We start from the raw sequence: 15,279 nt of genomic DNA, 5'->3' as shown, positions 1-15,279 counted from the left end.
CCTCATCGCCGTTGCCAGAATTCATAGCAATATCATAAAGGTATTAGGTTAATTTGGCGTTAAGATTGGTTAATGGGGTGTTTGAGGAGAAAGCGGCGCAAATCTCTATAAAGAAGCTCAGAGGGATAGTGATGGGCACGAGACCGGCTGCGCATTGAAAGCAGTTCTTCCTTCTCCAAAAGGAGTTTCATATCCTCCGACAGCTTTTTAAATCGTTCGATGACATGCCCATATTGCTGCAAAAAACCATCCTGGTTTATATTCGCTCTGATCCATTTTCCGATGTCTCGGATTTGTTCAAGTGCATTGCGAACATCCGGCGGATAATCAATGAGCGCCCCATCTCGCATGGATATGTTGCAAAACACTCTCGTCGAGACCTCAAACATGAGGTTTTGCAGCTCACCAGCATCGCTCAATCGCGGCGCATGCCGCTCGATATGCCTGGTAAAGATTTCGCTTTCTACCACTCCCTGCAAAAACCGTTTCCCCTTGTCTTCTACCCTCCCGTTGCGCAGGAGGTAGAAACCAGCATTTCCAAACCCATGCCGATGCATAACTACACCTTCAAAAAGTTTGCGGCGTAGCACTCTATATGTTGCGCGGATGGTTTTCTCAGATATCCCGCTGGTTTCGGCCAAGTTCTTTGCCGGAACATCATCCGCAAAGCCGCGCAGAATCTTCAGGAATTTGTACTCAGACAGCTTGGCATTGCGCATGTAGCGGTTCTTGGGGCGGGGCTTCGGCTTCGCCTTTTTCTCTTTAGAAAGCTGCTTTTTCCTCATTTTGGCAATGCCTTACGTGGAATTTTCGAACCCTGTTCTTCCCTGGCGAATTTGCGTTTTGCGCGGTTGTGCTCATGTTGGTGAAGCGAGGCGGATGACGCAAGCCTTCCTCCGCCAAGCCCCAACCACGCTGCAAAAGCGGCGATCAACCAGAACCAGCGAAGACCACCCTCCGCCGAAAGCAGTGCTTTCGGTGCGCGGGACAGCTTTGCCTTATGACCAGAAAGGACCCCAAATGAATGCTCCTCCTGAGCGCAACAAGGATGTTGAACATCTGGCCGGAATGATTTCCGCCGGACTGACGCTCTTCATCATGGTCAATGCCATTGACGGGTATTTCGAGACCGTCTTCGGCTATTTTGCCGACCGTCTGCCCTATGAGCTCGCCTATCTCGCCACCCTGGTGAGCTACGCGCTCGGCGCAGGCATTGGCTACAAATTCTTCAAGATCGTGCTGACCGCCATTCTGTTGAGCGGTGTGATTGGCATGCTGCGCACCGGATCGCCGCTGGCGGTACTGGGCTTCTAACCACCTCAAACGACGAAATGCGCCGCATCTCCTGTTGCGGCGCATTTTCTAACCTCTGGAGGAATACTCATGGCAGTCCGTGTTCTCGATCCGTACGGGGCAGCCCGCTTTGCGACCTTCGAAGAAGTACGTCAGGCCGGGCTTTTGTGCCCCCAGGGCGTTGAATTCGGCCTCACTCATGGCCGCCCGCTGTTCCACAGCAACCGCGCCGGAGTCAAAGTGACTGGCGGTGCAGGCAGCGGGAAAACATCGCAGACGGCAATTCCGATGATCCTGGGCAGCCGTAGCGTGTTCGTGTTGCTGGATGTTAAAAACGGCGAGATTACCCGCGTGATCGAGCCCCACTGCGCTCTTGCCCGCATCCCGCTTTATACGCTCGACCCATACGAGGTGACGGGGTTCCCGCAGCTTCGCACGTCCTTGCTGTCGCACCTTAGATCCGGTTCATCCACGCTGGTGCCGGACTCCCAGCGCTTCTGGCAGGCGATCCTGCCAGATAGCGGCGGAGACAGCCGTTTCTTCGATCAAGCCGGGCGGCGGTTTGGCGATGCCGTCACCCGCCACGATGTGGGTTTGAATTGCGGCACCTCGCTTCTACGGCTCTTTGAGGTTTGCTCGATGCTGCGTGCCGATTTCAGCGCATGGTGCGGCTGGGCAGAGCTTGCCAAAGATCACGGCACGCTTGATCTGATCGCGACCTTTGCCGAAATGGCCGAGATGTATGAGGCCTCTCCCAAGACCTTCGAGTCCATTATGGCCGGGGTGAGCAACGCGCTGGCTTTCATGACCGACCCCGCCATTCAGGCCACCTTCGTGGATGATGTGGCGGCGGATTTTCCGCTGGAGGTGATTGCCGATCCAAGCGCCGGGCCTGTCATCGTTTCCCTGATCCTCCCGGAAGAGGTTCTGGAGCCGCTGGCTCCGCTGGTACGGCAGTTCTTCTCCTCCGTGCGGACGATCAAGCAGCGTCGGCCTGATGCCCCGCCTGTGAATCTGCTGATCGATGAGGCCGCCAGACTGGGGCGCTTTGGCGAGCTGGCTGATTTCTTTGCCATCGGGCGCGGCGCAGGGCTTACCCCCTGGGTTTTCTATCAGGATGACGGGCAGATTTTCCGCAACCTGGGGCCAACCGGAAAGGCCACAATCGAGGCCAATGCCGCGCTCCTGCTCGATCTCGGCGGCGGTATCCGGGACTATGAGACCGCGCGCGCCCGCAGTGAGGCGCTTGGCTACCAGACCGTCACCGTTGATGATCCGCTGACGCAAATTCGCGGCCAAAGCGCCGCGCTGGAGCTCAAGCGCAAGGTACTGCTGGAAGGGGCCGATCCTTTTGAGGCGGCCTACAGGCTGCGCCAGCTCGATTATGAGGCGATGCACCGCACCAAATTGCGCAAGGCTCTGATGGAGCCGGAAGAGCTGCTGCGGCTGGATACCGGGAAAATGCTGGTGCAGGCGCGCGGCTATCATCTGCGCCCGTTCATTGCGCAAAAGCTGCCTTATTTCCGCCAGCGCCGTTTTGCTGGCCGCTACTTCCCCAATCCGAACGAGGAGCGGGACATGGGCTCTGTTGCCATCAAAACTTTCTGGGGCACGCGCCGCCGGAAGATCATCGAGGAGCCCACGCCCTCCAGTCTGTCCCATCTGCCGCAATACGCAGGCGGACGCCCTCTGCGCTACGTCGCAGGCTTCAAACCCAAAACCTGATCCAGCCACCAAGGAGAACGCCATGAGCGATGATCAGAAGAACCGCCCTGCCGAAACCCTGCGCGATGGGAACATCAAAGTTTCCGTCTGGGAAAATACCCGCGACGGCAAGACCAGTCATAACGTGCAGTTCCGCCGTTCCTACCGGGGTGAGGATGGCCAGTACCGCGATACGGACAGTTTTGCGGCGAACGACCTGCTGCGCCTGTCGCGGCTGGCGGAACACTCCTACGACGCGGTGAGCCGCCTGCGTGAACACCAGCGCGAAGGCCAGCCCCGAGACGGGCGGGAAAGCCGCCGCACGCGTGGCCGTGATCGGGACCGGGAGCGCTAGGATGGGCAGGAAGATCTTTAACCGCGCGGCGGGTGATAGCGCCCGCCCGCAAGATCGGCGCAGTACGCATGGCACGATCCAGACTGCAGGAACCCTCACCAACGCCCACCTCGACAAGCTGGCGCGGGATGAACCGAAGGAACCTGCACCGGAACTGCGCTTCGAGATGGACGACATCCGCGCTGCCTCCCACGCGCTGGCACGCACGAAGCATTGCGACATGATCGAGAAGCTGCGCACCCGCCTTCGCTGCAAATCTGCCGATGGCCGAAAGGCGTTCCAGCGGCAAGCACGCTCTGAGCGCGGCGGCGACGAGAGATAAATTTGCACAATGCAACTCATGGATGTTATTATGAAAATATACAAAAGGCGTAACTCCCGCGCTGAGCGCTGGGTAAACGCCATGAGGCTCACATCGGGGTCTGATCCGCCGATGTAAAAAGCCAGAGCGCAATCCTCACTGGGGTGAGATGCGCCAACAGACAAGCACCAGATCAAAACACGTCTTGGCCGCGCAAACTTGCGTGAACCGTCTGCTGCGGCCTGATGAAACGCTGAAAGGGAATTTCGATGGACGGAAACAGCGAAAACACCATCACCAATGCCTTCAACGAGGCGATCTCTGCCAATGAAGGCAAACGCAATGTCTTTGTCGATGTCGAGGCATACCAGCATATGCTGGATGGCTCCGGCCTGACGGATGAGCAGAAACAACAGGTGCTGGAGTCGATCTGGTACTGCATGGTGGGATTTGTGGATGCAGGGTTTGCCGTGCGTCCGCTGGAGCCTGCCTGTGGACAACTTCAAACTTCCCAGGATGAAGGCGACAAGAACGCGCCTGATGCGGTAAACTGCACGCGCAATCAGAAAGACGAGGATACAAACAGCGCGCCAGAGGCCGGATAACGGGCGGGTGTGAGAAAGGACAGGAGTCATGAAACACGATATTGCAATGCCCCGAGACAACCCTGTGCAGAAGGCTTTGATCTACTGCCGGGTCTCGGACAAAAAGCAAAAGACCGAAGGCCATGGCCTGGAAAGCCAGGAACACCGCTGCCGCCAGCATGCTGATGAGCGCGGCTATGCGGTTGAGATGGTTTTCACCGATGATTTTACGGGCGGCGGCAATTTCATGCACCGTCCCGCCATGCGGGCGCTGCTGGCCTATCTCAACTCGCAGAAGAACGAAACTTACGTTGTCATCTTTGATGACCTTAAGCGTTTCGCCCGTGATACGCGGTTCCACTGGGATTTGCGCGAACAGTTCGATGCACGGGGCGCAACCATCGAGTGCCTGAACTTCCGGTTCGAAAACACGCCTGAAGGCCGCTTTGTTGAGACCATGTTTGCGGCGCAAGGCCAGTTGGAGCGTGAACAGAACAGCCGTCAGGTGTCTCAGAAGATGAAAGCCCGTCTCGAGAAGGGCTATTGGGTTTTCCCGCCGCCGATGGGTTACCGTTACGCCAAGGACAAGCTGCATGGCAAGAATTTGGTGCGGGATGAGCCTGTGGCCTCAATCCTGGCCGAAGCGTTGGAAGGCTATGCCCATGGACGGTTTGCATCGCGGGCGGAGGTGAAGCGCTTCCTGGAAACCAAGCCGGATTTCCCAAAAAGCGGTGCCAGCGGCTATGTCCATCCCTCCAAGGTCAAAGACATCCTCATGAAGCCCATCTATGCGGGCTACATTGAATACAAGGAATGGGATGTCGCGCTCCGCAAGGGGCATCACGAGCCGCTAATTTCCTTTGCCACGCATGAGCGCATTCAGAAGGTTCTGAACAGCCAGCTTTATGCTCCGGCACGCAAGGACATCAATGAAGATTTCCCGTTGCGGGGATTTGTGCTGTGTGATGATTGCGGCGAGCCGATGACTTCTTGCTGGTCGAAAGGCCGGACGAAGCACTATCCCTATTACCTCTGCGGCACCCCGAATTGCGACTCCAGGCGCAGGTCGATCCCGCGTGCCAGGATTGAGGAAGGGGCAGAAGCGCTGCTTCGCTCTTTAGAGCCTGCACAGCAGCTTTTTGCGATTGCCAAGGCGATGTTCACCGATATGTGGAACATGCGTCTCACGGAGGCCCAGAGCGCGCAGAAAACGCTGGAAGCCCAGATCAAGGACACCGAGAAACAGATCGAAGCCACGCTGGATAGGATCATGGATGCGTCCAGCCCAACGGTGATCTCAGCCTATGAAAAACGGATGGAAAAGCTGGAGCGTGAGGCCATCAAATTGCGTGAACAGGCCGATCAAACCGTGCCGCCGGAGGGCAGGTTCGAGGAATTTATCGAACCAGCGTTAACCTTTCTGGCAAGTCCTTGGAAAATATACGAAAAAGGTGATTTACTGCTTCGGCGAACCGTGCTGAAACTGGCCTTTGCAGAGCCACTTCGGTATAGCAGAAAAGAGGGTTATCGAACCGCGAAAACCACCTTTCCTTTCAAGGTGTTAGCGGAATTTTCATCCCATAAGTGCGGGATGGTGGGCGACCCTGGAATCGAACCAGGCGTGCGTCTCCGCGAGGGAGTTACAGTCCCCTGCCACACCTTGCGGCCTGTCGCCCACTGTCAGTTGCATGTTGCACCTGATGTGGAGGCGTGATTACAAGCAGGCCAAAGGGGCGTCAACCGGAAAAACGCAAGTTTTCAGCACGCCTTGAAAATTCTTTCTGCCGGAGAGCAAAATGACCAAGAAGCCCAAATGGGTCGTCGCAAAAGAACAGTCCAAAAAGGCCGCCTCGGCAGAAACCGTATGGCTGTTCGGGCTGCATGCGGTGCGCGATGCGCTGATGAACCCTCAGCGCGAAAAACTGCGCCTGATGGTGACCATGAACGCCGAAGTGAAACTGGCGGACGCCATCGCAGCCTCGGGCGTCGAGGCCGAGGTGATCGACCCGCGCAAGTTCAACCCTCCGATCGATGCGCAATCGGTGCATCAGGGCGCCGCTCTGGAAGTGAAGCCCTTGAACTGGGGCGGGCTGGCCGACAACTGCATCGGCCGCGAGGCGCCGCGGGTGCTGCTGCTGGACCGGGTGACGGATCCGCATAACGTCGGCGCTATCCTGCGCTCGGCCGAGGTGCTGGGCGCCAGTGCGGTAATCGGCACCCGCCACCATTCCGCACCGGAAACCGGGGCGCTGGCCAAGACCGCCAGCGGCGCGCTGGAACGCCAGCCCTATCTGCGGATGCGCAACCTGTCCGACACCATCACCGAGCTGCAAAACATGGGCTTTGTCGTGCTGGGCCTGGACGGCGAGGCGGAGAACACCATCGAGACCGCACTGGAAGGCAAAAAGCACCTGCCGGTGGCACTGGTTCTGGGCGCCGAAGGGCCAGGTCTGCGCCAGAAAACCAAGGAAACGGTCGACGGGCTGGTCAAGATTGACGCCGCGGGCGGTTTTGGCTCGCTCAATGTTTCCAACGCAGCGGCCATTGCGCTTTACGCCTCTATCGCCCGGTAGGGCCGCAGCGCCGGCTGTCACGGGCTGATCACATCTGCGTATGCTGTCTTTGCAAGAGCAGGGCGGTGCGGCAGAGTCGAAAGTCTGTTGCAAGAAGTGAATGGAGTGCAATGTGGCCTTGCGTCTGGTCCTGATGGCCATTGCGGTGATGTTTGTGTCCCTGCCGGATATGGTGCGGGCAGATGCTGCTGTTTTCTCCTCCCGCGCGGGCGTTGCTATCGGGGGGTATGATGCGGTTGCGTTTTTCGAACGTGGCACGGCAGAACCCGGACGGCGCGGCCATGCGGTGATGTGGAAAGGCGTTGTGTGGCGGTTTGCATCAGCCCGCAATCAGGCACAGTTCGAGGCCAACCCGCGGGCCTATGCGCCAGCCTTTGGCGGCTACTGCGCCTATGCGATGTCGCAGGGGCGATTGCATGACGGAGATCCGCAGATCTGGGCCATTGTGGACGGCGAATTGTTTCTTCTGAACAACCGCGGGGTCCACCATCTGTGGCAGGCGGACACGGTGCAGATGATTGCGGATGGCCGCGCGCATTGGCCCGCGGTTCTAAGGAAATAACCTGTCACCTCACGATTGCGAGAGGTGCTCTTTTATTTTTCAGACTGTGGCCCATATTCAATAGGGACTGCGGAGTGGAACCACCGCAGATCTTTTTCACTGTCCCTCGTTCCATACCTAGCGCCCGGTTCGTCCGGGCGCTTTTTTGTTCACCCGGCAGCGAATCCGCCTTTGCGAGAGCGGGCGCCGCAGCTAGTGTGCGCGGCATGACAGAATACAGCGACGAGCATCTGAAGACGATCCTGCAGCGGACCAAAACTGTGGCGGTGGTCGGCGTGTCGATGAACCCGGTGCGCCCCAGTTATTACGTGGCGCGCTATCTGGGTCTCAAGGGATACCGGGTGATTCCGGTGAATCCCGGCCATGCAGGCAAGATGCTGTTTGGCGAAACAGTGCGGGCCAGCCTTTCTGATATAGACGCCCCGGTGGACATGGTCGATATCTTCCGCCGCTCAGAGGCGGTGCCGCCCATTGCGGACGAGGCGCTGGAGGCGTTTCCTGACCTTCAGACCATCTGGATGCAGATCGGGGTGGAGCATGCCGAAGCCGCCGCAAAGGCCGAAGCACGCGGTGTCACGGTGATCCAGAACCGCTGTCCCAAGATCGAATACCAGCGCCTGTTCGGAGAGTTGCGTTTCGGCGGTTTCGCCACCGGAATCATATCCTCGAAGCTTTGAGGCGGCGGCGGGGCGGAGGCGCTCCCGCCCGTTCCGGCCGTCCTTTGGACGGCCTCCACGGTTGGGCGTAGCGCCGCTGCGCGGCGCAAGAAGAAAGGGCTGAAAAGCCCTTAAGGTGCAGGTGTGCCCTTCAGGGCCTTTCTGATTGTACTTTTCTTTCGCGCGTCAAGGGCAAGCCGCGCTGCCGCGCGGAGGCTGCGCCTCCCTTGACCCGCCTCCAAAAGGGGCCGTCCGAGTCCGGGATCAGCCCTTGGGGCGGCTGGCCTTCTCGGTGATACCGCTCAGGCCCTGGCGTTCCGCCAGCACCTGCAGCACATCGTCCAGCGCCACGTCACGCGCGGCTAGCATCACCAGGAAATGATAGAGCACATCGGCGCCTTCCGAGGCGAGCTTGCCGCTGTCGCCCTTCACCGCTTCGATGATGGCCTCAATGGCTTCCTCGCCGAATTTCTCGGCGCATTTCTCCGGACCTTTGGCGAGCAGCCTGGCGGTCCAGCTGGCCTCCGGATCTGAGCCTTTGCGGGACAGGATTGTGGTTTCGAGATCGTGCAGCAGGCTCATCACATGCCCCCTCAGTTCAGCCGCATCGGGATGCCGGCGGCAGCCATGTGGTTCTTGGCTTCCTGGATGGTGTATTCCCCGAAATGGAAGATCGAGGCCGCCAGCACCGCTGAGGCACCGCCCTTGGTCACGCCTTCCACCAGGTGGTCCAGGTTGCCGACGCCGCCCGAGGCAATCACCGGCACGTCCACCGCATCGGAAATTGCCCGGGTCAGCGGCAGGTTAAAACCCGATTTGGTGCCGTCCCGGTCCATTGAGGTCAGCAGGATCTCCCCGGCGCCCTTTGCCACAACCGTGCGCGCGAACTCTACCGCGTCGATGCCGGTTTCCTTGCGCCCGCCATGGGTGAAGATCTCCCAGCGGCCAGGCTCCACCGTCTTGGCGTCGATGGCGCAGACGATGCATTGGCTGCCGAATTGATCCGCGGCCTCGGCAATCACATCCGGGTTGGCCACGGCAGCCGAGTTGAACGAGACCTTGTCAGCCCCGGCCAGCAAGAGCGCACGCACATCATCCTTGGTCCGCACCCCGCCGCCCACGGTCAGCGGCACAAAGCACTGCTCGGCGGTGCGGCGCACCACATCGAACATGGTGCCGCGGTTCTCATGGGTGGCGTGAATATCGAGAAAGCAGATCTCATCCGCGCCGGCCGCATCATAGGCCTTGGCCGATTCCACCGGGTCGCCCGCATCGCGCAGGCCGACAAAATTGACACCCTTGACCACGCGCCCGTCGGCGACGTCGAGACAGGGAATGATACGGGTCTTCAGCATGGATCGGGCCTTTCGGACTGCTTGGCCCGTGGGTACGCAATGGACGCTGGAATCGCAACAGATATGGCGGTGGATGCGCGTTTTGGTCCGGGAGGGCGGCGGTTTCAGGGACCGGTTACCCGTTTTTTACGCAGCCTGTAAGCCGCTTCTGTCGCGGTAAGAATGACGAAAGCTGGCATCAGGGTCGAGACCAGGTAGATGAAGCCAAAAAACATTATGAATGACGCGTATTGTCCCGCCGCATTGGGAATGTGGTAGCAGCGCGCGGCGCTGTGTTTGATACCTCCTGAACAGCCGCCATATGTAAAGGTGATCCAAGCGCAGCAATAGGCGATCAAAAGCACAACAATCCAAGCGCCGCAGTATCCGGTCCAGCGGTTTGCAAACGGTGGGAACGTGGCATTGCTGGGCGCCCTAAGGACTATGTCGCGCATTGCAAGAATGAAACCGATCAGGAGAGGAAGGGTAGCAACCGTGAAGTGTGCGACCACCGTGAAGTTTTCGGCATCCATGGAATAAGCTTTCTTTCAAATTGGTTTTAAGTAATTTCTCGGCACTACCGTGCCGGCCATCCGGTCGAAGAAACCAATTCTCCGGGCTGCTTTTGAGTTAGTGCTTCAAATTGACTGGTGCTGCAATCACACGTTGCGGCTTGTGCGGCCGCAGACTGGCAGCAAAGAACTGCCGATGCCGAAGACGTGAATTGCCAGCCAGGGCCTGTTGCCTTGTTTTCATCCCATCACAGCACAGTTTCGGAGCAGCCGTTATGACAAAATCTCTTATCCTTGCCGGAGCCATCGCCCTTATGTCCGCATTGCCCGCCGCCGCCGAACTGATGAAATTACCCAGCCAGAAACCCGTGGCTGAGACCATGGATGCGCTGCAGGCCGCGGTTGAGGGCGCAGGCGCCACCGTTTTTGCCCGCGTCGACCACGCTGCAGGCGCGCAGAAGGCAGAGCTGGAGCTGGGGGCCGCGCAGCTGTTGATCTTCGGCAACCCCAAGCTGGGCACCCCGGCAATGCAGGCGGACCCGCGCGCGGGGCTCTATCTGCCGCTCAAGGTTCTGGCCTATGAGGATGCGGACGGCCAGGTCTGGCTGACCTATGAGGACCCGGCAGAGATGCTCTCCACCCTCGATATCCCTGCGGATGCCGGGTTCGTCACCAAGATGCAGGGCGCCCTGGGCAAGCTGACGGCTGCCGCTGCGCAGTAAGCCAAGGAGCCGGACCGGCCGTCCCGTGCCTTATTGGCGCGGGCGGGACCGGTGGCGGTCAATCGCAACAGCAATCGCCCATAGAAACCCGGCCCCCATTGAGACCGGGCCGAAGATAAGCGGCCCCCATGCGGCAAGGATGCCCATGGAATAGGCGGTCTCGCTCAGGTCGCGGCCCAGCACCACGCAAGGGTTGGCAAACCCTTCGTTGATTTCGCAGCCAAAACCGAACCCCAGCAGCATTACAAAGGCAATGCATAGCAGCCACAGGGCAATGGGTCCCAGCGCCAGAATGGCAAGGATGCGGCGGATCAGGCGCATTTGGCCTCCCGGTTCTGTTGGCGCGTCAGGCTTTCAGAACCGCCAGCGCCTCTTTCAGATCAATCGCCCCATCATACAGTGCGCGGCCCGAAATGGCACCGTTCAGCGGCGCACCGCAGGATTTCAGCGCCCTGAGATCGTCCAGCGAGGACACGCCGCCCGAGGCAATCACCGGAATGCTGACCGCATTTGCCAGATCAGTGGTGGCCTCCACATTCGGCCCCTTCATTGCGCCGTCGCGCAGAATATCGGTGTAGATGATCGCGGCCACTCCAGCGTCCTCGAACGATTTGGCCAGATCGGTGACCATCACGTCGGTCTCCTCGGCCCAGCCTTTGGTGGCAACGCGGCCATTGCGGGCGTCAATGCCAACCGCAACCTTGCCCGGGAACTCCCGCGCCGCCTCGCGCACCAGCTCCGGGTTCTCAACCGCCACGGTGCCCAGAATGACCCGCGCCAGGCCCTTGTCGATCCAGCGCGCAATGGTGGCCATATCGCGGATGCCGCCGCCCAGCTGTGCGGGCACTTTGGTCTGTTTCAGGATCTCCTCCACCGGGGCGGCATTCACCGGCTCACCGGCAAAGGCGCCATTAAGGTCCACCAGATGCAGCCATTCGCAACCCGCCGCGACAAACTCCAGCGCCTGGGCGGCGGGGTTGTCGTTGAACACGGTGGTCTTGTCCATCTCGCCATGCAGCAGGCGCACGGCCTGGCCGTCTTTGAGGTCAATCGCGGGGTAGAGGATCATCCGGGCGGTCCTTCGTGAAATCAAGCTGGCGGTGTTTTGCACAAGCCCGGCCTGAATTGCAACGCGACCCGAAGTCAACCTTGCCAGAAGCGGCGCATCAGGGACAGGCTGCTTGAAAAACAGGGAGGACATGGAATGAAACATCTACTGGCCGGCTTGGCCGTTGCATTGGGGCTGGCGGGTGCTGCTGCGGCGGACCCGGTTCTGGGCGTCTGGAAGACGCAAGCGGATGACGGCTCTTATGCGCATATCCAGATGGATAAATGCGGCGCTGCCGTCTGCGGCAAGATTGCCCGCACCTTCAACAGTGAGGGCGAATACAAATCCCCGAATATCGGCAAGACGCTGGTGATCGACATGGTGCCGAACGGCGATGGCTCTTACGAGGGCAAAGTCTGGCGGCCCTCCAATGATAAGATCTACATCGGCAAGATGGACATGTCCGGGGACAGCCTTGCCCTGCGCGGCTGTGTGGCGGGCGGGCTGATCTGCTCAAAACAGCGCTGGACCCGGATCAAGTAAGCCGCTGACGGGCTGTCTTTACAGCAGCCCCAGCTGCACCGGGATCGGCGCATAACCGCGCTTCATCTGCCGGTCCCGGAAGCGTTCGAAAATCGCCATCGCCTCACCTTGGGCGGCAAAATAGGTCCGCTTCTGCACCCCGCCCGGCGCATTCAGCGGTCCCGAGATACGCTCAACACACCAGTCGCCGAACAGCGTCGGAGTCAGGCTCAGCTGGCAATAGCGGTGCTTGCCTTCAGTGTGGTCGTATTTCTCGAAACGGATGTGCAATGGGGGACCTGAAGCGCGAAAAAAGGTCCGCCCCGTATGCATGGAAGCGGACCCTTTGTCCATTACCGGACGCAGCCGATTTTACGGGCTGGTGCTGGCGTTACACCTCACCAGTGTATTCGCCGCGCGCCGGGTAGTTGTTGGGGATCGCAAAATCCAGCGCCGCCACCAGTTCTGCGAAATGCGGCCGCACAAACGGCATGGTCTGCACCGCGCCATAATACAGTGTCTGTTCCGGCGTCACCAGGAACAGGCCGGGTTCCGAGAACAGCGCCGGTTCTTCGATCCCGATCGAGGTCTTGCCGCGCGAGGTGGAGATATACAGCCCCCAGTCCTTGGCCACGGACAGCGGCAGATCGTAACCGAACCGCAGATCCTTAGCCTCGATCTTGTCGGCCATCGCGCGGGTGCGCTCCTCACCGTCCGAGCTGATGGCAATGCAATTGACACCGCGCTCAGCGAAGGCTGAGACCTTCTTTTCGAACTCCTTCAGATAAGTGGCGCAGATCGGGCAATGCAGGCCGCGGTAAAAGCAGATCACGGTGCCGCGTTCGGAGGCCTCCGCAGACAGGTCGAACGGGCCGTGGTCCAGCGTCGGCAGGGTCAGCTCCGGGGTCTTCTGGCGGGGGATCAGCATGGCATTGGTCCTTCGTGAGTAGTGGTGCGAGTGGTGGTTGATCAAGTGTATCGCGCAGGTTACCATCTCATAAATCCGAAAAATCTGACTGGAACACCGGAATATGGACCGCCTTACCACCCTGATGGACCGCTTTCAGCTCGCCGTGCAGGCCGCCGGGCCTGGCGAGGCCAATCTGATTGCACTGGCAGATGCGGCGGGGCAGCCGGTGCGGATCCTCTATCGCACGCGCGGTCCGCTGGCGGATCCGGACCCCGGTGCGATCATGTGGGCGGCGCGGGTGGATTGGTCGGGCAACAGCAACCCTTTCCTGGCGGCCCTGCCATCGGTGGTGGACTACGGCATCGGCAGCAATGCCGAAGCACAGGGGCTGGTGCGTCTGATGCGGGACGAGGCAGAGGGCCGGCATTGCGGCGCGCAATCGGTGGTCAACCGGCTGGGCGAAGTGCTGATGGTGCGCTTGTTGCGCAACCAGATCCAGAAAGGTGCGACGGAGCCGGGGCTGCTGGCCGGCCTTGCGGACCCGCGTCTCAGCCGGGCGATTGTGGCAATGCATGACCACCCCGGCAGGCTTTGGGCCAACGCCGATCTGGCGCAGGAAGCGGGCCTGTCGCTGTCCCGCTTTGCCGAGTTGTTTTCGGCAGAAGTTGGCGAAACCCCGATGGGCTATCTGCGCCGCTGGCGGCTGATCCTGGCGCATCAGGACCTCATCCGGGGCGACCGGGTCGAGGCGGTGGCGCGCCGCTATGCCTATGGCTCCCCCGAAGGCTTCACCCGCGCCTTCCGCAAGGCTTACGGCGTTGCTCCGGTGTCGCTACGCACCGTTGCGGCCTGAACGCCCCAAGCTTCACCTTTGCCCAAATACTCCCGCCGGAGGCAACGGCGCGCAGCGCCGTCCCCTTACGGTTTCCAGGTCAGGAAGTTGCCGATCATCCGCAACCCCGTCGCCTGGCTTTTCTCCGGATGGAACTGCATGCCAAGCATCGTGTCCCGGCCAATGACGGCCGTCACGTCGCCGGCATAATCCACATGCGCCAGCCGTTCCGCCGGATTGTCAACGCGGAAGTGGTAGGAATGCACAAAATACACATGGTCACCGCTCTGGATGCCGTCAAACACCGGATGCGCATGATCGATCACCAGATCGTTCCAGCCCATATGCGGCACCTTCAGCGCCGCATCCGCCGGCGTGATCTTCACCACATCGCCGCCGACCCAGCCAAGGCCTGGCGTTTCTGTGTATTCATGCCCGGTGGTGGCCATCAGCTGCATGCCGACGCAGATGCCCAGGAACGGGCGGCCCTTCTGCTCCACCGCCTCGACCATGGCGTCATAAATGCCCTTGTGGCCGCGCAGCTCTGCCGCGCAAGCCGGAAAGGCGCCGTCGCCGGGCAGCACCAACCGGTCCGCCCGCGCCACAACATCGGCATCAGAGGTCACCACAACCTCGCCCGCATCCAGCTCCCGCGCCATGCGCTGGAACGCCTTTTCGGCAGAGTGCAGATTACCAGACTCGTAATCAATGATGGCAGTCAGCATTTACAACGCGCCCTTGGTCGAGGGAATCGCATCCGCCTTGCGCGGGTCGGTCTCTACCGCCAGCCGCAGCGCACGGGCGACAGCCTTGAACGCCGCCTCGGCGATGTGGTGGCTGTTGAACCCGTGCAGCTGGTCAATGTGCAGGGTGATGCCGCCATGGGTGCTGAGCGCCTGAAAGAACTCCCGTACCAGTTCGGTGTCAAAGGCGCCGATCTTCTGGGTCGGCAGCTCCACGTTCCAGATCAGGAACGGGCGTGCCGACAGGTCCAGCGCGCAGCGCACCTGGGCGTCATCCATCGGCAGGTGGCATTCGCCGTAACGGCGGATGCCCTTCTTGTCCCCCAGCGCCTGCACCAGCGCCTGACCCAGCGCGATGCCGGTGTCTTCCACCGTGTGGTGGTCGTCGATGTGGTAATCGCCCTTGGCGCGGATGGTCATGTCAATCAGCGAATGCCGCGCCAGCTGGTCCAGCATGTGGTCGAAAAAGCCGACCCCGGTCTGGTTGTCGTAAACCCCGCTGCCGTCGAGGTTGATCTCGACCGAGATATCGGTTTCCGCGGTTTTGCGGGTCACTTTGGCGGTACGCATCAGCGGCTTATCCTTCGTCATGCTGCAAGAACTTTAAGTCTGCCTGGGCGCTTATAGG

At 60.2% G+C, this 15,279-nt stretch carries 21 protein-coding genes, 1 tRNA gene and 1 pseudogene; 12 read left to right on the top strand and 11 right to left on the bottom strand.

The window, feature by feature from the left end; all coding sequences use genetic code 11:
- Nucleotides 1-59: 59 nt before the first annotated feature.
- Nucleotides 60-785, bottom strand: a complete 726-nt coding sequence (locus K3724_RS13720) for a hypothetical protein (RefSeq protein ID WP_259986003.1) — start codon at nt 783-785, stop codon at nt 60-62.
- 94 nt (nt 786-879) lie between these two features.
- Here K3724_RS13720 and K3724_RS13715 point away from each other — a divergent pair, with 94 nt between their 5' ends.
- The 6 genes and pseudogenes from K3724_RS13715 to K3724_RS13690 form a co-directional block, all read left to right on the top strand.
- On the top strand, nt 880-1,314 hold the full coding sequence (locus K3724_RS13715; protein ID WP_259986001.1) for a hypothetical protein: 435 nt from the start codon (nt 880-882) through the stop codon (nt 1,312-1,314).
- Nucleotides 1,315-1,383: 69 nt separating this feature from the next.
- Nucleotides 1,384-3,018 (top strand): type IV secretory system conjugative DNA transfer family protein, encoded by a 1,635-nt coding sequence (locus tag K3724_RS13710; protein ID WP_259985999.1) that lies wholly within the window; start codon nt 1,384-1,386, stop codon nt 3,016-3,018.
- Between the two features lie 22 nt (nt 3,019-3,040).
- Nucleotides 3,041-3,352, top strand: a complete 312-nt coding sequence (locus tag K3724_RS13705; RefSeq protein WP_259985990.1) for a hypothetical protein — start codon at nt 3,041-3,043, stop codon at nt 3,350-3,352.
- Nucleotide 3,353: 1 nt separating this feature from the next.
- A complete protein-coding gene (locus K3724_RS13700; protein ID WP_259985988.1) occupies nt 3,354-3,674 on the top strand; it encodes a hypothetical protein in 321 nt (106 codons plus the stop codon).
- A 248-nt stretch (nt 3,675-3,922) separates the two neighbouring features.
- Nucleotides 3,923-4,258 (top strand): hypothetical protein, encoded by a 336-nt coding sequence (locus K3724_RS13695; RefSeq protein ID WP_259985986.1) that lies wholly within the window; start codon nt 3,923-3,925, stop codon nt 4,256-4,258.
- A gap of 28 nt (nt 4,259-4,286) precedes the next feature.
- Nucleotides 4,287-5,270: pseudogene (locus K3724_RS13690) on the top strand (recombinase family protein); the annotation flags it as partial.
- Nucleotides 5,271-5,829: 559 nt separating this feature from the next.
- On the opposite strand, the gene K3724_RS13685 reads toward K3724_RS13690, so the two are convergent.
- Nucleotides 5,830-5,913: transfer RNA gene (locus K3724_RS13685), tRNA-Tyr, on the bottom strand.
- Between the two features lie 120 nt (nt 5,914-6,033).
- On the opposite strand from K3724_RS13685, the gene rlmB reads away from it, so the two are divergent.
- From rlmB to K3724_RS13670, 3 genes are all read left to right on the top strand, one after another.
- Nucleotides 6,034-6,810, top strand: coding sequence for a 23S rRNA (guanosine(2251)-2'-O)-methyltransferase RlmB (gene rlmB, locus K3724_RS13680; RefSeq protein ID WP_259985984.1), 777 nt, complete (start codon nt 6,034-6,036; stop codon nt 6,808-6,810).
- Between the two features lie 100 nt (nt 6,811-6,910).
- Nucleotides 6,911-7,372: a YHS domain-containing (seleno)protein gene (locus K3724_RS13675; RefSeq protein ID WP_259985981.1), complete on the top strand. Its 462-nt coding sequence runs from the start codon at nt 6,911-6,913 to the stop codon at nt 7,370-7,372.
- Between the two features lie 206 nt (nt 7,373-7,578).
- Nucleotides 7,579-8,049: a CoA-binding protein gene (locus K3724_RS13670; protein WP_259985979.1), complete on the top strand. Its 471-nt coding sequence runs from the start codon at nt 7,579-7,581 to the stop codon at nt 8,047-8,049.
- A gap of 243 nt (nt 8,050-8,292) precedes the next feature.
- On the opposite strand, the gene K3724_RS13665 is transcribed toward K3724_RS13670, so the two are convergent.
- The 3 genes from K3724_RS13665 to K3724_RS13655 form a co-directional block, all read right to left on the bottom strand.
- Nucleotides 8,293-8,610 carry a phosphoribosyl-ATP diphosphatase gene (locus tag K3724_RS13665; RefSeq protein ID WP_259985977.1) on the bottom strand — a complete coding sequence of 106 codons (318 nt, stop codon included), beginning with the start codon at nt 8,608-8,610 and terminating at the stop codon, nt 8,293-8,295.
- Nucleotides 8,611-8,621: 11 nt separating this feature from the next.
- A complete protein-coding gene (hisF, locus tag K3724_RS13660) occupies nt 8,622-9,383 on the bottom strand; it encodes an imidazole glycerol phosphate synthase subunit HisF (RefSeq protein ID WP_259985975.1) in 762 nt (253 codons plus the stop codon).
- 104 nt (nt 9,384-9,487) lie between these two features.
- Nucleotides 9,488-9,895 carry a hypothetical protein gene (locus tag K3724_RS13655; RefSeq protein WP_259985965.1) on the bottom strand — a complete coding sequence of 136 codons (408 nt, stop codon included), beginning with the start codon at nt 9,893-9,895 and terminating at the stop codon, nt 9,488-9,490.
- A gap of 254 nt (nt 9,896-10,149) precedes the next feature.
- On the opposite strand from K3724_RS13655, the gene K3724_RS13650 reads away from it, so the two are divergent.
- The gene (locus tag K3724_RS13650; RefSeq protein WP_259985963.1) at nt 10,150-10,596 is read left to right on the top strand and encodes a DUF302 domain-containing protein; all 447 of its coding nucleotides are present in this window, start codon (nt 10,150-10,152) and stop codon (nt 10,594-10,596) included.
- A gap of 30 nt (nt 10,597-10,626) precedes the next feature.
- On the opposite strand, the gene K3724_RS13645 is transcribed toward K3724_RS13650, so the two are convergent.
- Both K3724_RS13645 and hisA read right to left on the bottom strand, forming a co-directional pair.
- Nucleotides 10,627-10,917 (bottom strand): hypothetical protein, encoded by a 291-nt coding sequence (locus K3724_RS13645; RefSeq protein ID WP_259985961.1) that lies wholly within the window; start codon nt 10,915-10,917, stop codon nt 10,627-10,629.
- A gap of 25 nt (nt 10,918-10,942) precedes the next feature.
- Nucleotides 10,943-11,665, bottom strand: coding sequence for a 1-(5-phosphoribosyl)-5-[(5-phosphoribosylamino)methylideneamino]imidazole-4-carboxamide isomerase (gene hisA / locus K3724_RS13640; RefSeq protein ID WP_259985959.1), 723 nt, complete (start codon nt 11,663-11,665; stop codon nt 10,943-10,945).
- A gap of 135 nt (nt 11,666-11,800) precedes the next feature.
- On the opposite strand from hisA, the gene K3724_RS13635 reads away from it, so the two are divergent.
- Complete coding sequence (locus tag K3724_RS13635) at nt 11,801-12,187, top strand: DUF2147 domain-containing protein (protein ID WP_259985957.1); 387 nt, start codon at nt 11,801-11,803, stop codon at nt 12,185-12,187.
- A gap of 18 nt (nt 12,188-12,205) precedes the next feature.
- Here K3724_RS13635 and K3724_RS13630 read toward each other — a convergent pair whose 3' ends face one another.
- Entirely contained in the window at nt 12,206-12,457 is a 252-nt protein-coding gene (locus tag K3724_RS13630) for a WGR domain-containing protein (protein WP_259985955.1), read from the bottom strand.
- Between the two features lie 100 nt (nt 12,458-12,557).
- Entirely contained in the window at nt 12,558-13,094 is a 537-nt protein-coding gene (locus tag K3724_RS13625; protein WP_259985953.1) for a peroxiredoxin-like family protein, read from the bottom strand.
- A gap of 103 nt (nt 13,095-13,197) precedes the next feature.
- Between K3724_RS13625 and K3724_RS13620 the strand changes: the two genes are divergently transcribed.
- Complete coding sequence (locus K3724_RS13620) at nt 13,198-13,929, top strand: AraC family transcriptional regulator (protein WP_259985951.1); 732 nt, start codon at nt 13,198-13,200, stop codon at nt 13,927-13,929.
- 65 nt (nt 13,930-13,994) lie between these two features.
- Here the strand turns inward: K3724_RS13620 and hisH are convergent, their stop codons facing one another.
- Together hisH and hisB are read right to left on the bottom strand one after the other, a co-directional pair.
- Complete coding sequence (gene hisH / locus K3724_RS13615) at nt 13,995-14,633, bottom strand: imidazole glycerol phosphate synthase subunit HisH (protein ID WP_259985948.1); 639 nt, start codon at nt 14,631-14,633, stop codon at nt 13,995-13,997.
- A complete protein-coding gene (gene hisB / locus K3724_RS13610) occupies nt 14,634-15,221 on the bottom strand; it encodes an imidazoleglycerol-phosphate dehydratase HisB (RefSeq protein ID WP_259992641.1) in 588 nt (195 codons plus the stop codon). It abuts the gene before it with no gap.
- Between the last annotated feature and the right edge of the window lie 58 nt (nt 15,222-15,279).

Origin of the sequence: Leisingera sp. M658 (genome assembly GCF_025144145.1) — a bacterium.
GTDB lineage: Bacteria > Pseudomonadota > Alphaproteobacteria > Rhodobacterales > Rhodobacteraceae > Leisingera.
This window is presented reverse-complemented; position numbering and strand designations above follow the sequence as displayed.

Bases quoted from the DNA above. Each gene is read 5' to 3' on its own strand.
- K3724_RS13720 (WP_259986003.1), bottom strand. From the start codon at position 785: ATGAGGAAAAAGCAGCTTTCTAAAGAGAAAAAGGCGAAGCCGAAGCCC.
- hisF (WP_259985975.1), bottom strand. From the start codon at position 9,383: ATGCTGAAGACCCGTATCATTCCCTGTCTCGACGTCGCCGACGGGCGC.
- rlmB (WP_259985984.1), top strand. From the start codon at position 6,034: ATGACCAAGAAGCCCAAATGGGTCGTCGCAAAAGAACAGTCCAAAAAG.
- K3724_RS13700 (WP_259985988.1), top strand. From the start codon at position 3,354: ATGGGCAGGAAGATCTTTAACCGCGCGGCGGGTGATAGCGCCCGCCCG.
- hisB (WP_259992641.1), bottom strand. From the start codon at position 15,221: ATGCGTACCGCCAAAGTGACCCGCAAAACCGCGGAAACCGATATCTCG.
- K3724_RS13665 (WP_259985977.1), bottom strand. From the start codon at position 8,610: ATGAGCCTGCTGCACGATCTCGAAACCACAATCCTGTCCCGCAAAGGC.
- K3724_RS13635 (WP_259985957.1), top strand. From the start codon at position 11,801: ATGAAACATCTACTGGCCGGCTTGGCCGTTGCATTGGGGCTGGCGGGT.
- K3724_RS13670 (WP_259985979.1), top strand. From the start codon at position 7,579: ATGACAGAATACAGCGACGAGCATCTGAAGACGATCCTGCAGCGGACC.
- K3724_RS13675 (WP_259985981.1), top strand. From the start codon at position 6,911: ATGGAGTGCAATGTGGCCTTGCGTCTGGTCCTGATGGCCATTGCGGTG.
- K3724_RS13715 (WP_259986001.1), top strand. From the start codon at position 880: ATGACGCAAGCCTTCCTCCGCCAAGCCCCAACCACGCTGCAAAAGCGG.
- K3724_RS13650 (WP_259985963.1), top strand. From the start codon at position 10,150: ATGACAAAATCTCTTATCCTTGCCGGAGCCATCGCCCTTATGTCCGCA.
- K3724_RS13655 (WP_259985965.1), bottom strand. From the start codon at position 9,895: ATGGATGCCGAAAACTTCACGGTGGTCGCACACTTCACGGTTGCTACC.
- K3724_RS13705 (WP_259985990.1), top strand. From the start codon at position 3,041: ATGAGCGATGATCAGAAGAACCGCCCTGCCGAAACCCTGCGCGATGGG.
- K3724_RS13695 (WP_259985986.1), top strand. From the start codon at position 3,923: ATGGACGGAAACAGCGAAAACACCATCACCAATGCCTTCAACGAGGCG.
- K3724_RS13645 (WP_259985961.1), bottom strand. From the start codon at position 10,917: ATGCGCCTGATCCGCCGCATCCTTGCCATTCTGGCGCTGGGACCCATT.
- hisA (WP_259985959.1), bottom strand. From the start codon at position 11,665: ATGATCCTCTACCCCGCGATTGACCTCAAAGACGGCCAGGCCGTGCGC.
- K3724_RS13625 (WP_259985953.1), bottom strand. From the start codon at position 13,094: ATGCTGATCCCCCGCCAGAAGACCCCGGAGCTGACCCTGCCGACGCTG.
- K3724_RS13620 (WP_259985951.1), top strand. From the start codon at position 13,198: ATGGACCGCCTTACCACCCTGATGGACCGCTTTCAGCTCGCCGTGCAG.
- hisH (WP_259985948.1), bottom strand. From the start codon at position 14,633: ATGCTGACTGCCATCATTGATTACGAGTCTGGTAATCTGCACTCTGCC.
- K3724_RS13710 (WP_259985999.1), top strand. From the start codon at position 1,384: ATGGCAGTCCGTGTTCTCGATCCGTACGGGGCAGCCCGCTTTGCGACC.